The sequence below is a fragment of the Shewanella sp. 30m-14 genome, from assembly GCF_052977125.1.
Genome location: NZ_JBRILW010000008.1, coordinates 20,367 through 34,132, shown reverse-complemented (window position 1 = coordinate 34,132; position 13,766 = coordinate 20,367). Strand labels below are relative to the sequence as shown.

Annotated in this window: 11 protein-coding genes; 9 read left to right on the top strand and 2 right to left on the bottom strand. The window is 45.0% G+C overall.

Annotated features, from left to right (window positions below; all coding sequences use genetic code 11):
- Positions 1 to 40 precede the first annotated feature (40 nt).
- Positions 41 to 1,801, bottom strand: a complete 1,761-nt coding sequence (locus tag ACVBIU_RS07895) for a tetratricopeptide repeat protein (protein ID WP_447163457.1) — start codon at positions 1,799 to 1,801, stop codon at positions 41 to 43.
- 568 nt (positions 1,802 to 2,369) lie between these two features.
- On the opposite strand from ACVBIU_RS07895, the gene leuA reads away from it, so the two are divergent.
- From leuA to glpK, 7 genes are all read left to right on the top strand, one after another.
- On the top strand, positions 2,370 to 3,941 hold the full coding sequence (gene leuA / locus ACVBIU_RS07890) for a 2-isopropylmalate synthase (protein ID WP_447162388.1): 1,572 nt from the start codon (positions 2,370 to 2,372) through the stop codon (positions 3,939 to 3,941).
- An 86-nt stretch (positions 3,942 to 4,027) separates the two neighbouring features.
- Entirely contained in the window at positions 4,028 to 5,122 is a 1,095-nt protein-coding gene (gene leuB, locus ACVBIU_RS07885; protein WP_447162389.1) for a 3-isopropylmalate dehydrogenase, read from the top strand.
- Positions 5,123 to 5,124: 2 nt separating this feature from the next.
- Positions 5,125 to 6,525, top strand: coding sequence for a 3-isopropylmalate dehydratase large subunit (leuC, locus tag ACVBIU_RS07880; RefSeq protein ID WP_447163456.1), 1,401 nt, complete (start codon positions 5,125 to 5,127; stop codon positions 6,523 to 6,525).
- Positions 6,526 to 6,534: 9 nt separating this feature from the next.
- Positions 6,535 to 7,140 (top strand): 3-isopropylmalate dehydratase small subunit, encoded by a 606-nt coding sequence (gene leuD, locus ACVBIU_RS07875; RefSeq protein ID WP_447163455.1) that lies wholly within the window; start codon positions 6,535 to 6,537, stop codon positions 7,138 to 7,140.
- A 514-nt stretch (positions 7,141 to 7,654) separates the two neighbouring features.
- Entirely contained in the window at positions 7,655 to 8,941 is a 1,287-nt protein-coding gene (locus tag ACVBIU_RS07870) for an outer membrane protein transport protein (RefSeq protein WP_447162392.1), read from the top strand.
- A gap of 401 nt (positions 8,942 to 9,342) precedes the next feature.
- A complete protein-coding gene (locus tag ACVBIU_RS07865; protein WP_447163454.1) occupies positions 9,343 to 9,879 on the top strand; it encodes a nuclear transport factor 2 family protein in 537 nt (178 codons plus the stop codon).
- A gap of 11 nt (positions 9,880 to 9,890) precedes the next feature.
- Positions 9,891 to 11,372, top strand: coding sequence for a glycerol kinase GlpK (glpK, locus tag ACVBIU_RS07860; RefSeq protein WP_447163453.1), 1,482 nt, complete (start codon positions 9,891 to 9,893; stop codon positions 11,370 to 11,372).
- 22 nt (positions 11,373 to 11,394) lie between these two features.
- Here the strand turns inward: glpK and ACVBIU_RS07855 are convergent, their stop codons facing one another.
- Entirely contained in the window at positions 11,395 to 11,823 is a 429-nt protein-coding gene (locus tag ACVBIU_RS07855; protein ID WP_447162395.1) for a hypothetical protein, read from the bottom strand.
- A 500-nt stretch (positions 11,824 to 12,323) separates the two neighbouring features.
- Between ACVBIU_RS07855 and mraZ the strand changes: the two genes are divergently transcribed.
- Entirely contained in the window at positions 12,324 to 12,782 is a 459-nt protein-coding gene (mraZ, locus tag ACVBIU_RS07850; RefSeq protein ID WP_447162396.1) for a division/cell wall cluster transcriptional repressor MraZ, read from the top strand.
- A 29-nt stretch (positions 12,783 to 12,811) separates the two neighbouring features.
- Positions 12,812 to 13,759 (top strand): 16S rRNA (cytosine(1402)-N(4))-methyltransferase RsmH, encoded by a 948-nt coding sequence (gene rsmH, locus ACVBIU_RS07845; RefSeq protein WP_447162397.1) that lies wholly within the window; start codon positions 12,812 to 12,814, stop codon positions 13,757 to 13,759.
- Positions 13,760 to 13,766: the final 7 nt, after the last annotated feature.

The following is a 13,766-nucleotide window of genomic DNA, read 5'->3' as shown; positions in this document are numbered from 1 at the left end:
TATCTAGGACAATTTATTGCAATGTTTGAAGGGTTGAAGTCTAGCGGCTGTTAGTGACAGGAATGAGTCGTCTAAGTTGGCTAACATTGGCGCGCTTTATCATAGATTGTAAGTTATCAAACTGCTGCATGCTGGCAAGACCAATGTTGACCTTGCTGTTGTTTTGCCATACCGCCATGGTGCCGGAGAGCTGCTCGATGACGTTAATCGCGGCAGCCTCTGAAGTATGGGGTAACATGATTAACAGCTGCTGCTCAGATTGTAAAAACAGCTGATCTTGCTCTCTTAACTTCGTCTTTAGTTGTTCAATCATAATCGGCATATCACTGTTTAACACGCCACTAGGGTCGAGCACTAACAATGACAGTGGATAATGTGCGTGTTTACTGACACTCAGTAAATCTTCCATTTTTTGCTTGCCGGTCGCATTAGGCTTTATCGGCGTCGGCTCTTTAGAGGTTGGCGATGTTTTTGGTGTTTGTTTGTGATACCAGGCGATAAAGATGATTAAGCTGAAAAGAATAAATACAATTGGTAAGAATTGACCTGAAATTAATTGGCTGGGTACGACTGCTGCGTTGATACTTTGCTGATGTTCGGAGGCCTGTTGTTGGCGGCTTAAGTCTGATTTTAAATGAGATAACCAAACATTTTGGATAAATAGAGTTTCATTCTCGGTAGCTTGGAACTGCTTAAGCTGGTAATCGTAGGCTAAAGCAAAATCTTTCTTCTCGGCAAAGTATTTAGCTAACACGGCATAACAAAATTTTAGATCAGTATATAGATTTTTTTGTTGAGCAATCGCTATGGCTTCATTCATCTGCTCTAAGCCTAACTCCTCTTGACCTTGAGCCAAATTAACCTGAGCTAATAGGTGTAAAGCGCTAATGGTTGCGCTCGCGTTAGACTCTTTCTTAAACGTGTTAATGCTTAATTGAAGCAGTTGTTCGGCACTACTATATTTACCGCTACTAAAATCAATAAAGGCAATTTGCATATAGGCCTTGGCTAGTTCAAAAGGGCTACCAAGTTCTGCGAGCTTGCTGCGTGCTACCTGAACGTAATGATCCCTTAACTTAGCTTGATGATTAGATTGGGCTAGGTTAGCGGCATCAATTGCCAGGTTAAGCGCTATTTTTCCTGCTGAATTAACATCTTTGAGCGCCTTGTCTAAAAAGGCCTTTGCTTCTTTGGGTTCATTTTCTTCTATCAGTAACTTAGCCATGGATGCATTTAAGTAGGCGATAGGCGTGAGTAGCCACTGCTGATCTTGCTGTTTAACTTGTGGATAAAGGTCTAACGCTAGACGTAAGTCTTCAATAGCGGTGTCGTTATGCTGAACCTTAGCGTCAAGCTGACTTCTGAGCCATAAGCCATTAATCAAGGCCTGGGGTTGTTTTAGGCGACGAGACATGGTGATAGATGAATGAATTAACGGCAGGGCTTGTTGGTAATTACCATAGTGAACGTATGCTTGGGCCATACAGTTGAGAAAGTAAGGTCTTGCTTCATCTAGCTTCAGGCGTTTTGCTTTGGCTTCGTTAAATCGCGCTAAGTTAATTGCGGCTGCATTTTCCCCTAACTGCAGATAGGTTTCACACTTAAATGCGCTCATTCGCAGCTGTAAAACTTGGGGGTCTAAATAGGCGTGGAGTTGTTGTTCGATGTCGTGGATGGTATTTAATGCTTTGCTGGGATACTGATAGACAGTGGTATTAAGCTGATCTAGCTGCTCTAGGGTTAATGAATACGCAGGTGAAAGCCACAGCGTAAAGCTGAGGATCATAATACGAAAATCCATTTTAAAACGCTCCAAGGGTAACCCTTACCCACTTTCCATCGAATAAGGCCGCATTATAGCGAATCTAAATGAAATATGCATAAAAAAGCTTGTGACGCGAGAATATTGCGACAGGTTAATTATATGTCTGCTTTTTTGCGATAAAAACGTGTTCTTGCATGTTATTACGCCGATTACTGTCTTTTATTTCGCTTTTAAGAGCGATAATTAGCCTGAAAATAACTGAAGTAAGCTAATTTATGGTTGACACTGATGCGTATGCACGTTAAAAATTAACCGAACCCGCTATGGTGTTGGGAATATTTATCTAGTTATGGTGAATATAAAATCGTAACAAATAGAAAGTAGGTTAATAACGTGATGATATATACCCGTGTATTACTAGGACTCCTTTTTCTCATTCTCGCAGGATCTGCGCGGAGGACTTAGTGCTATACGCTTAAAAATAAGCCTGCATTAATAAACCCCGCCAAGACGCGGGGTTTTTTGTATTTAAAGCAATCGCTATTAAACGCCAAATAGCAACGTGAACGCATAACTGAACAATGATGTTCAATGGAGAAGATAGATGTCTAACCGAGTGATTATATTTGACACCACCTTACGTGATGGTGAACAAGCATTAGCAGCAAGTTTAACGGTTAAAGAAAAGCTTCAAATTGCATTAGCGTTAGAGCGTTTAGGCGTTGACGTGATGGAGGTGGGGTTTCCCGTTTCTTCACCGGGTGATTTTGAGTCGGTGCAAACAATTGCAAGAACGATTAAGAATAGTCGCGTATGTGCTTTGTCCAGAGCATTAGAAAAAGATATCGATGCGGCGGCCCAGGCTTTGTCAGTAGCGGATCAGTTTCGCATCCACACCTTTATATCGACATCGACCATTCACGTCGAAAGTAAGTTAAAGCGCTCGTTTGACCAGGTGTTAGAGATGGCAGTTGGGGCGGTTAAATACGCGCGCCGATTTACCGATGATGTTGAGTTCTCCTGTGAAGATGCCGGGCGCACACCTATCGATAACTTGTGCCGTATGGTGGAAGAGGCGATTAAGGCTGGCGCACGCACGATTAATATTCCTGACACGGTTGGTTACACGGTGCCAAGCGAATTTGGCGGCATTATTCAAACGCTGTTTAACCGCGTCCCCAATATTGATCAGGCGGTGATCTCAGTGCATTGCCATGACGACTTAGGGTTGTCGGTAGCCAATTCTATTACTGCCGTGCAGCACGGTGCACGACAAATTGAATGTACCGTAAATGGTATTGGTGAACGCGCGGGTAACTGTTCATTAGAAGAGATCGCCATGATCCTATCAACTCGTAAGGGCGAGTTAGGCTTGGAAACGGGCATTAATGCCAAAGAGATCCACCGTACATCTAGCTTAGTGAGCCAACTTTGTAATATGCCGGTGCAGGCGAATAAGGCCATTGTTGGCGCGAATGCATTCACTCACTCATCAGGCATTCACCAAGATGGCATGCTAAAAGCGCAAAACACGTATGAGATCATGACACCTGAGAGTATTGGTCTTAATCGTAATAACTTAAATATGACCTCACGCTCTGGCCGCCACGTTATTAAGCACCGCATGAGCGAGCTTGGTTATGGTGAGCAAGATTACGATATGGACGTATTGTATGAAGACTTCCTGGCGTTAGCAGATAAAAAGGGGCAGGTGTTTGATTATGACTTAGAAGCGTTAGCCTTTATGGAGGCGCAAGCTGAAGCCGATGATCATTTTAAGCTGCAGCAATTAGTGGTGCATTCAGACTCAACCGAAGGCAGTGCCACTGCGACGGTAAAAGTGGCTGTTAATGGTGAAATAATTACCGAGGCGGCGACAGGTAACGGTCCGGTTGATGCTGCTTATAAAGCGGTTGCCCGTGCCAGTGGCTGTGAAACCAATATCACTAGTTACCAGCTAAGTGCAAAAGGCGAAGGGCAAAATGCATTAGGCCAGGTGGATATTACCGCTAAATACCGTGAGCAAAATTTCCATGGTGTGGGTCTGGCAACCGACGTTGTTGAAGCTTCTGCCAAGGCCTTGATTCATGTGATGAACCTGACATGGCGCGCCGATAAAGTGGCTGATTGCAAACAGCGTATTCAACAGAACAAGAGAGAGCTCGGTGGCGTGTAAGCCATCGAATCGACACTAAGGTGTTTGAGCGTAAGAATAAGTTTAACGAACAAATTGAAGAATAAACCACAGGAGTGAGCCGAAGTATGAGTTATCAGATTGCAGTACTGGCCGGAGATGGCATTGGACCAGAGGTGATGGCTGAAGCACGTAAGGTGTTAAAAGCAGTTGAACAACGTTTTACACTTTCTATTGAGTATTCTGAGTACGATGTTGGCGGCGCTGCTATTGATAATCATGGCTGCCCACTTCCTGCAGAAACCCTAAAAGGCTGTGAAGCTGCTGATGCGATACTATTTGGTTCAGTAGGCGGTCCTAAATGGGAACACTTAGCACCAAACGATCAACCTGAGCGTGGTGCCTTATTACCACTTCGCGGCCACTTTGAGCTGTTCTGTAATATGCGCCCAGCCAAATTACACGCAGGCCTTGAGCATATGTCACCGCTGCGTAGTGATATCTCTTCTCGTGGTTTCGATGTGGTTTGTGTTCGCGAGTTAACAAGCGGGATCTATTTTGGTAAGCCTAAGGGGCGCCAAGGTGAAGGCGAAAACGAAGAAGCGTTTGATACTATGCGCTATAGCCGCAAAGAGATCCGACGCATTGCAAAAATCGCCTTTGAAACCGCGCAAGGGCGTCGTAAGAAAGTCACCTCTGTCGATAAAGCCAATGTACTTGCTTGTTCAGTGTTATGGCGAGAAGTGGTTGAAGAGGTTGCTAAAGACTTTCCAGATGTAGAGCTAGAACATATCTATATCGATAACGCGACCATGCAACTACTCCGTCGTCCCGATGAATTTGACGTCATGCTGTGCTCTAACCTTTTTGGCGACATCATCTCTGATGAAATTGCCATGTTAACAGGCTCGATGGGCTTACTTTCCTCTATTAGCATGAATAGCTCAGGCTTTGGTTTGTATGAACCTGCTGGTGGTAGTGCACCTGACATTGCTGGTCAAGGCATTGCTAACCCAGTAGCGCAAATTCTTTCGGCTGCATTATTACTGCGTCATAGCCTAAAGCAAGAAGAGGCGGCAACAACGATTGAAAATGCAGTCGGTCAGGCATTGAGTGACGGTTACCTAACTGGTGAGCTACTTGCTACTGAAGATCGCCACAACGCTAAATCAACCAGCGAGATGGGTGATTATATTGCCAAGCTTGTGCGAGAAGGAGTGTAGTCATGGCTAAGACATTATATGAAAAGGTATGGGATAACCATATTGTGTTTACAGCCGAAGGTGAGGCGCCAATTATCTATGTAGATCGGCATTTAGTGCATGAAGTGACGTCTCCTCAAGCCTTTAGTGGGCTAAAAGTGGCTGGGCGTAAATTACGTGCACCAGAAAAAACCTTCGCGACGATGGATCACAATACCTCCACCACGAGTGCCAGTTTAGATGCGTTAAGCCCAATGGCGCGCACGCAGGTTGAAACCCTAGAGCGTAACTGTAAAGAGTTCGGTGTACGTCTTTATGATATTCACCATAAAAACCAGGGTATTGTACATGTGATGGGCCCAGAGCTAGGTATCACCTTGCCGGGTACCGTAATTGTATGTGGCGACTCACATACTGCAACCCATGGCGCTTTTGGTGCGCTGGCCTTTGGCATTGGAACCTCTGAAGTCGAGCATGTGATGGCAACGCAAACTTTGCGCCAGCTTAAAGCTAAGACGATGAAGATTGAAGTGCGCGGTCATGTTGCTGATGGCATTACGGCTAAAGATATCGTGCTGGCCATTATTGGCAAAATTGGTATGGATGGCGGTACAGGCTATGTGGTCGAATTCTGCGGTGAAGCGATTGAAGCCTTAACGATGGAAGGCCGCATGACAGTTTGTAATATGGCCATCGAAATGGGCGCCAAAGCAGGCATGATAGCACCCGATGCCACAACAGCTGAGTACTTAGAGGGTCGTGAGTTTGCACCTAAGGGCACAAGCTGGAAGCAAGCAGTTAATGCATGGAGTCAGCTAAAAACTGATGCCGATGCCGTATTTGACGCGACCGTAGTGATTGAAGCTAAAGATATTGCACCACAATTAACCTGGGGCACTAACCCTGGACAAGTCGTGGCGATCGATCAACTGGTTCCTAATCCCGCTCAAGAAAGCAACCCTACGGTCAAAACCAGCATTGAGAAAGCGCTAGAGTACGTAGATTTATCCGCGGGCACCTTAATGACCGATGTCAGCATTAATAAGGTATTTATCGGTTCGTGTACCAACTCTCGCATTGAAGATCTACGCGCAGCAGCGGTGCATGCTAAAGGTCGCAAGGTGGCTGACGGTGTTAAAGCCATCGTCGTGCCGGGTTCGGGTCTAGTGAAAGAGCAAGCAGAAGCAGAAGGCTTAGATAAGATCTTCTTAGATGCAGGCTTTGAGTGGCGCTTACCAGGCTGCTCTATGTGTTTAGCAATGAACGATGACAAGTTAGAAGCAGGCGATCGCTGCGCTTCGACCAGTAATCGTAATTTTGAAGGTCGACAAGGACGAGGTAGTCGTACTCACTTAGTGAGTCCAGCTATGGCAGCCGCCGCAGCGGTTGCGGGTCATTTTGTTGATATTCGTAAACCATACTAGGAGAGCAGCATGCAACCATTTATCTCACATACGGGGCTTGCGGTTATCTTAGATAGTGCAAACGTCGATACCGACCAGATCATCCCTAAGCAATTTTTGTCTAAGGTGACCCGAGACGGCTTTGGTGTTCATTTATTTCATGATTGGCGTTATCTAGATGATGCAGGCGATAAGCCAAATCCTGATTTTACTTTGAATAAGCCTCGCTATAAGGGGGCGTCAGTTTTGGTGTCGCAGGAAAACTTTGGCTGTGGTTCAAGCCGAGAGCATGCACCATGGGCATTGGCTGATTTTGGTTTTAAAGTGATTATTGCGCCAAGCTTTGCCGATATCTTTTATGGTAACTCTATTAATAATGGTTTGTTGCCGGTAAAGCTCGCTGACGCAGAAGTTAAACAGCTAATGGCTGAGGTTGAAGCTGAAGAAGGGGCGGAGATCGGTATTGATCTTCAGGCTTTAACCGTGACCAGTCCTTCAGGCGCGGTATTCCATTTTGATATTGCTCAGTCGGCAAGACACAATTTATTAAATGGATTAGATGCGATTGGGCTAACCCTGTCACATGCCGATACGATTGCTAATTATGAAGCTAACATTCCATCTTGGAGAGTCTAAACACATTAAAATAGCGTCTAAAAATTAGCGTACAGCTGTACCATTATTGAGTTTTGCTGAAGCCATTTAGATTTTTTTCTAAATGGCTTTGTTTAATTTAGCCTTTGCTATATAAGTTAAGTTGCTGTTTTTGTTTTATTTGCTTGTGCATCCCCGTCTGAATGAATCTGATCTTATAAATGTGCCAGTTATTATCACTACTATTTGGCTTAATTTGTAGAGTACATTCGTACGCGCCATATCTTGGTTCTATCCTTATGATTAATAAGTTTATTTCCTCGGCGTGTAACCAATCATTAATATCATTCAGCGACGGTAACCCCTGATGCTGGCACAGTTCTTATGTTTTAAAGTGTGATCTCTTCTATATTTATTCTGCCTGACGTTATTTTTGCCAGTGTTTTGTGCTGTTTTTTATAAAGTACTTGAAAAGATATTCTGCAGTTGTAAAATCGCCGACATTAAAAAGTGGAGTTAATACTCTACTTCTTGTTAACATAATTAGAGATAACAAATGAATAAGCGTTTAATAACTCTTGCTGTGAGTACAGCACTTTTGGGGACGGTTACACAGGTTCAAGCTGCTGGTTTTCAATTAGCTGAATACTCTGCAACTGGGTTGGGTCGTGCGTATGCTGGTGAAGCAGCCATGGCCGATAACGCTGCTGCGCAATTTCGTAACCCTGCGATGCTTACCTATTTAGAAGGCACTCAACTTAGCACGGGTGCGATATTGGTTATGCCAGATATTGATGTCGATGGTTACGTCACATCAAATGGTGTTACAACACCATCATCAGCAAAAGATATCGCTGGCGATGCCGTAGTTCCTAACTTCTACGTATCTCATCAGTTAAATGACCAATGGTTCCTTGGTTTAGCCGTTGGCAGTAACTTCGGTATGGCGACTGAACTAGATGATGACTTCCTTGCGACTCAGTTTGGTAATGAAGCTTCGATTATGGCAATCGAAATCAACCCGAACGTTGCATATCGCATAAACGAGCAATTCAGTGTTGGTGCGGGTGTGCGTTTGGTTCTTGGTGAAGGAAGTTTCGGCGCTCAGGCTCCAACAGGAACAATCGTGCCTGCAGGCTCGACGCTTAAGTATATGGAAGGCGATGACATCTCTTGGGGTTGGCAGTTAGGTGGTGCATGGCAGATTAACGCCGATAACCGTATCGGTTTTAACTACCGCTCTGAAGTAGAGCAAAACCTTGAAGGCGACGCTAAAGGTCTAGGTTTTGACGTTGCAATGCTAATGCAAGGTAAAGCACCTTCTAGTCATTATGATGGATCAATGGAGCTTGCACTTCCAGCTACAGCAGAAATTGCTAGCTTCCATCAGTTGACTGAGAAACTTGCTATCCACGCAAGTGTTAACTGGACTGATTGGAGTTCGTTTGAAAAGCTAGAAGCAATGATCCCAGAGATCTCTGCCAATCCTATTCTAGTTAAGCAAGAGAACTGGGAAGACAACTACCGTTTTGCCGTTGGTGCAACTTACCAGTTGTCACAAAAATCAACGCTAAGAACAGGTGTTGCTTACGACCAAGCTGCAGTGTCTGATGCTAATCGTACAACCACAATTCCTGAAGTTGACCGTTTATGGTTGAGCGTGGGTTATGGTTACCAGTATAGCGACAACCTAGATTTCGATTTTGGTGCAACTTACATCTTTGCTGATGAGTCTCCAATTCATGAACATGAAGCTGACTCTGCTATGTTTGGCGGTACTTTCGAAGGTCAGGTTAGCGGCAACATCATTCTAGTTGGTGTTCAGGCGACTTACCGCTTCTAATGTAGCCTCTAGTACGGGACTTACCTTAGCCACAATTAAGGTGTTTAGCCCTGACAGTTTTAATTTAAAGCCTCGCCTATGCGAGGCTTTTTGTTAGAACATTTCGCTGCCGACTTTTACGTTAAATGACTTCTAGTTAAATGACTTTGCCGGGGAGCACTTGCATGTAGAGCGCGGTCAACAATAGCATCATTTATTGGCCTTTAATTCGTTTGTCAACAACATACTGAGTCGAGCACTTTCTTATACTGATGGGTATAACTACTGCTGAGTTGGATGAGCGGTCAGTTTCGTGGTAAAAAAGAATGAAGCACATTTAGATGATGATAACTACAAGGTCTCCTTGTAGTGCGTTATTCAACCCACTGCCCAAAAGCATAAAAATAAATAAGAGGTTCACCATGAAACCCAAGATTTGGTTACTGGCTATCGGTTCAGCATTGATGAGCGTATCGCCACTGGCTAGCGCTAGTAATACTTTAGCGATTGAAGCTCAACAGCCCGATTCTGTGACAGTCGTAAAACAGTTTATTCAAGGCTTTAATAATCATAGTGTCGAGCAGTTACTGCAACATACTACGCCTAATGTGCATTGGTTTAATTTATCGGGCACTAAAATGGATGTTGAAACAGCGACTCAGCATGAGCTGGGGGCGGCTATGACGGACTATTTTTCCAGTCTAACTGACGCCCATGCCACATTGAGGCAGATAGTCGTGTCGGCAAATTATGTCAGTACCGTTGAAGAGGTGACCTGGAGCCATGAAGGTGAGCAAAGTAGTCAGTGTAGCCTTGGTGTTTATCAGTTATCGGGCGATAAAATTAGTGCGGTTTGGTATTACCCTGCCCATGCTTGTGATCAAACCACATGGGTAGAGAACAGCGAGCCAGGCATTGTTCAGCCAGAGATCGGCCTATTAAAAGAAACGCGTCAATAAGGAAAGCATACGTGTCAAAGAAATACATCATTGCACTGGATCAAGGTACTACCAGTTCTCGAGCCATCGTGTTTGATCACAATACCAATATGGTCGCTAGCTGCCAGCGTGAGTTTAGTCAGATGTACCCAAAACCGGGTTGGGTTGAACATGACGCGATGGAGATCTGGGCTTCGCAAAGTTCGACACTCATTGAGGCATTAGCGCGAGCTGACATTCATAGTGAAGATGTTGCCGCTATCGGCATTACCAACCAGCGCGAAACCACTGTGATATGGGATAAAGCGACAGGCAAGCCGGTTTACAATGCAATTGTATGGCAATGCCGTCGTAGTAAAGCTATCTGTGATGACTTAAAAGCACAGGGGCTGGAAGATTATGTTAAGCAAGCAACAGGTTTACTGCTTGATCCTTATTTCTCTGGCACAAAAATTAAGTGGATTCTGGATAATGTAGCAGGAGTGAGGGAGCGCGCGGAAAAAGGTGAGTTGCTATTCGGCACGATTGATACCTGGCTGGTGTGGAAGCTCACCGAGGGACAAGCCCATGTCACCGATCCAACGAATGCATCGCGCACCCTGTTATTTAATATTCACACCCAAGAGTGGGATGAGACTCTGCTTAAGGCGCTCAATATTCCGCGTTCAATTTTACCAGAGGTCAAACCTTCTTCGGCTGTTTACGGTCATACTCGTATCGTGGGTGAAGGTAGCCATATTGCTATAGCAGGTATGGCTGGCGATCAGCAGGCGGCATTGTTTGGTCAGCTTTGTATTGAAGAGGGGATGGTAAAAAATACTTATGGCACCGGGTGTTTCTTATTAATGAATACCGGTCTTGAGGCCGTTCAGTCACAGCATGGGCTATTAACCACTATAGCCATTGGTGCTAATGGTGAGGTGAATTACGCGCTAGAGGGCTCGGTTTTCATGGGCGGCGCCACAGTGCAATGGCTTAGAGATGAGCTGGGGCTTATTCGTGATGCACAAGATACCGAATACTTTGCCTCTAAAGTTGAAGATACCCATGGGGTATATTTAATTCCTGCGTTTGTCGGTTTGGGCGCGCCATACTGGGATCCAGACGCGAGGGGCGCCTTAGTGGGGTTAACTCGGGGCGCTAATCGTAACCATATCATTAGGGCCGCACTTGAAGCGATAGCTTATCAAAGTCGTGATTTGCTTGATGCCATGGCTAAAGATAGTCATGTTGAGCTTAAGCAGATTAAAGTCGATGGCGGTGCGGTAGCGAACGATTTCTTAATGCAGTTTCAGTCAGATATTACCAATGTTGAAGTTCAGCGGCCTGATTTAACTGAAACCACGGCCATGGGGGCCGCATTTCTAGCGGGATTGGCGGTCGGGTTTTGGGAGTCAACTGATGAGCTAAAGCTGAAAGCAGGAGTGGAGCGTAGCTTTACGCCACAGATCACGGCACAAAAACGCGATAGCTTATATCAAGGCTGGCAAGATGCTGTGGCTCGGATCCGCTAAGCGATAACCACTAACCACAAAGCTATACATTGATGTCGATCTTAGTGTGGATCGACTCACTCTGTTTTGTTGCGGGTTCAGACTCTGTTGAGCTAGCAGGCTCGTTAAAATGAGTTGGCTGGTTAGAATGAGTCGCCTCAGCTGATTGAGCTATTTGCGGCAGAGTCAGTTCTTCTGGATTATCTTGTGCTTCTTTAGCTCGGCGGTCTTTGCTTGCGCCTTTTCTTCTCTCTAGGCTGGGGTCGAGTTGGTAAGCAATTTGTTGATCTTTGCGCCTATCATCGCTTGAAGAGCGCCTTTCTAGGTGAGGCGGTAGTTGAGACTGTGGCGGCTCATGGCTATCGGCACTGATTGCAGCACTATTATCGATACGCTTTACTTTTTCCTTAGTCTTTAGCTTCGATAAGACCGGCTTAGCAAGCATGGCATATACACTATCTAGACTAATCATTTGGCACCCCAGCATTAAATGTGATTATCCATTTATCGGCATGAGCTGGTTAAAATTTAGCCTTTATTTTGAGGTGAGCAAATTTATCCTGTATTGGAGGCGTAATTTGCAACCAATTTGGTTAATTATGATTAATTTAAAGCTAAGTCATCTCGATGCTACTGTGCTTTTATCTGGCAATTTTGAATAAGGTCATCTGCGTTAACGTCAATTTTATGGGGGAAATATCCACAATGGGCTTTAAATGCGGTCAATGCCCCCCTGTCTTCTGTCTGTTTTTCCTACTTTTTAGCCCAGAAGTCACATAGCATCCCCACTTAAATCCCTAGTAGGCTTATTCATTTTATTTTAATCAAAATGCGCTGCTAACCCGCTTGGTTGCTGGATCTTAAATAAGCGGCTTTCCTTGACAAGTCTTGCGTTCTATCCCTAAACTTAGCTGTTGTGGGGAAATGTGGATATTTGTGGGTAATTTATAGAATAACAGGGATGACAATAAGGTGTTTTCTGGAGCCAGCGCTATAAACCTTGATACAAAAGGACGGATCGCAATACCAAAGCGATACCGTGAGCCGCTGCACGCCTGCCATAATAGTCAACTTGTGATCACTGTAGATATTCAATCCTCTTGTTTATTGCTGTATCCCATTCAAGAGTGGGACAAAGTTGCAGCTAAACTCGCGTTACTTTCCGACACACAGCCTACCGAAAGAGCAATTAAACGCATGTTGCTCGGATACGCCCACGAATGTGAATTAGATGGTAACGGTCGCATGCTGTTACCAACGCCTTTACGTCAATATGCCAACTTAGATAAGCGGGCGATGTTAGTCGGTCAGCTCAACAAGTTTGAGCTGTGGGACGAAGCGGCATGGCAACAACAGATTGAGCAGAGTCGATTAGCGATTCTTAATGAAGATTTGGCTGCTAACGAACGTTTGGCAGATTTTTCACTTTAGCGAGTGATACTTAAAAGTAGAAGAAACCCATGACACAAGAATTTGAACACCTATCAGTCCTGTTAACGGAAACAGTTGCTGGCTTAAACATAAAACCTGATGGCATCTATATCGATGGCACATTTGGTCGTGGTGGTCATTCTAGAAAAGTTCTTGAAGAACTTGGACCGAATGGAAGATTGATTGCTATCGATCGTGATCCGCAGGCGATCGCAGCGGCGCAGCAGTTTAAAGATGATAGCCGTTTTCAAATTGTGCATGGTGGTTTTGGCCAGTTGGCAGACTATGTAGAAGAGTTAGGCCTGAAAGGCAAAATTGATGGCGTGTTGTTGGACTTTGGCGTTTCATCGCCTCAGCTCGATGATGCGGAACGTGGTTTTAGTTTCTTAAGAGACGGCCCATTAGATATGCGTATGGACAACTCTCAGGGACAAACTGCAGCCCAGTGGATTGCTCGCGCCGAAATCGAAGATATGGCGTGGGTGTTTAAAACCTATGGCGAAGAGAAAAATGCGCGCCATATTGCTCGCTGTATCGCAGCCGATCGTGAGAAAGCCCCTTTTTTGCGCACCAAAGAGCTTGCGGACTTAATCGCTCGAATCACTAAGAACAAAGAGCGTAATAAGCATCCAGCTACTCGCGTATTCCAAGCTATCCGTATTTATATCAACAGTGAACTAGAGCAAATTGACCAGGCTCTAGAAGGCGCATTAACCGTGTTAGCGCCAGAAGGTCGCTTGTCAGTGATCAGCTTCCATTCGCTTGAAGACCGTATGGTAAAACGCTTCATTCGTCGTAATAGCCAAGGCGAAAGCGTACCTCATGGCCTGCCTATTACTGAAGAAGAGATTAATAAGTCACGTAAGCTCAAGGGCGTTGGTAAAGCGATTAAGCCTTCAGCAGAAGAGATTGAGCGTAACGCAAGAGCACGTAGCTCGGTGCTGCGTATTGCCCAACGCTTACCTTACGAAGTGTAAGAGAGCT